A 1,769-nucleotide genomic window follows, 5' to 3' on the forward strand; every position below is an offset into this window, starting at 1 on the left:
TCACTCCTTACCGCCGCCGCCAGCCAACGCATCCCGCCCGGGTTCAGCGTGGTCATGCAAACCCAAAACCCGGTCAGGCAGGTGTGCCACGGGGCGGCGTACCGTCGCCAGCGGGCCTCGCCAGCCCGCGCCCGGCCAACCCGTACCGGAGCCGCAGCAAGCAGCGGCTCCGGTACGGGTTACGTGAAGGGGTAATGATGCCGTTCACAAAAAAAGACAAGGACAAAACAAGACATTAACGGCAGCGGCCGTCGCCGTTATACTGGCCTCCGGTGCAAAAGTGCGCGTCGGGCGTTGCGTGCTAACGTGTTGTTAAAGATGTGAAAAGCAGTGGCCGGAAAGGCAGTAACGGCGCGGGCGGTAGCGTGTTAAAAAGTACGATGCCGTCGGGATCGTTCCTATGACCCGATAGGGCTGTTGGGGGGAGATAACCCATATGGATATGTATCAAACCCCCTGAGATTTATCGATCCATTAGGTTTAGTGGGCGTTGATACCCCAGGGTATAACGTTTATGGGTTGTTCGATCCTGGTGCTACTGAGCCTTATTATGTTGGAATTACCAACGATACAGAAAGAAGAGCTGGCGAACACCGTGCTACAGGAAGATTAAATCCAGGATCACGGATGGAGGTTCTTGATAAAAATGTTACATATGGTCAGGCTCGCGGCTACGAGCAGCATTATATTGATAAATATGGCACCAAAACGGGAGTAATTGGTGAAGATATATCAGCGACGAACAGAGGTAATAAAGTTAACTCCTTTGACCCGTCACGAACTGACCCGAGAGCTGAAGCATTTAAAAATGCCTATAACAGTAAAGGATGCGGGGTTTGTCCATGAGTGATTTTAAATTTTGGGGTTGGGATAAAAAACCAAGAACCATGCTTCGTTTTGTTAAGTCGGGAGATATTTTTTGTTTCCGATTAGATGAAGGTAAATATTGCTTTGGAAGAGTGATATCAAAAATAATGACTGGGCATGTTGCTGAATTATTTAATTTCACATCTCCAGTTCCGGAGGTGACAGGAAAAAATATAATTGAATTAGAAAGAGTTATCGACCCAATCGTGATTGATACATACTCATTATTTGATAAAAAAGTAGAGTCTGGAGGGGATTGGAGAATTATTGGGCATCAAAGTAACTATGAGCCGACGAATGTTGAACATGTTTATTTTTCTTATGGCTTAGGAAGCTCATGTAAAAAAGAAGATGTTTTTGGGAATGCATATTCAATCTCAGAAAAAGAGGCCTGGTCCCTCCCTAGGTTAAGCCCGCAAGGCGATTATGATGTTAAACAACTACTAAAAGAAATTTTTTAAATTCAAGCCGGAAAGATCATCAGATCTTCCCGGCTCTTTTATCATCCTCAACCCACTAAGCAACCAGCACCTTCATCCCCAGAGCCGCCTGTTTAAACTGGTAAAGTTCAGCCTTCAGGGCCTGCACTTCACTGGTATCCGCAATAATCGTCAGCACGCCGTCCGATATTTTCACTGTCACCCCCGTCCCGGTATCAAACCCTGCATCCTTCAGCCAGTCGCCTTTAAGCGTCAGGCTCGGATGACGGGAATAATAGCGTGTCCGGAATGTTTTGGGGTCGGCGTGCCGCGCGGTAATATACCCGACGCTGTAGCGGCGCTGCGTTTTGGAAATCTTCCGTTCTGCCGTAGAATGCTTCTCAGCCATAATTAACTACCTCTTTTAGTTACTTGTGGTCAGCGGCGGTAATGAGGTGCAAACTCGCTACCGCCGCGCTGTTT

General features: G+C 47.7%; 4 protein-coding genes. 3 read left to right on the forward strand and 1 reads right to left on the reverse strand.

Annotated elements, in window-relative coordinates; translation table 11 throughout:
- Positions 1 to 54 precede the first annotated feature (54 nt).
- From ACLW56_RS25205 to ACLW56_RS25215, 3 genes are all read left to right on the forward strand, one after another.
- On the forward strand, positions 55 to 195 hold the full coding sequence (locus ACLW56_RS25205) for a hypothetical protein (RefSeq protein ID WP_330986335.1): 141 nt from the start codon (positions 55 to 57) through the stop codon (positions 193 to 195).
- A 222-nt stretch (positions 196 to 417) separates the two neighbouring features.
- Positions 418 to 846, forward strand: a complete 429-nt coding sequence (locus tag ACLW56_RS25210) for a hypothetical protein (RefSeq protein WP_330986337.1) — start codon at positions 418 to 420, stop codon at positions 844 to 846.
- Positions 843 to 1,328, forward strand: coding sequence for an immunity 26/phosphotriesterase HocA family protein (locus ACLW56_RS25215; RefSeq protein WP_330986338.1), 486 nt, complete (start codon positions 843 to 845; stop codon positions 1,326 to 1,328). The genes ACLW56_RS25210 and ACLW56_RS25215 overlap by 4 nt, the downstream gene beginning before the upstream one ends.
- A gap of 55 nt (positions 1,329 to 1,383) precedes the next feature.
- Here the strand turns inward: ACLW56_RS25215 and ACLW56_RS25220 are convergent, their stop codons facing one another.
- On the reverse strand, positions 1,384 to 1,695 hold the full coding sequence (locus tag ACLW56_RS25220) for a SymE family type I addiction module toxin (protein WP_330986339.1): 312 nt from the start codon (positions 1,693 to 1,695) through the stop codon (positions 1,384 to 1,386).
- Positions 1,696 to 1,769: the final 74 nt, after the last annotated feature.

Source organism: Pantoea sp. sgz302252 (genome assembly GCF_047713085.1).
GTDB lineage: Bacteria > Pseudomonadota > Gammaproteobacteria > Enterobacterales > Enterobacteriaceae > Scandinavium.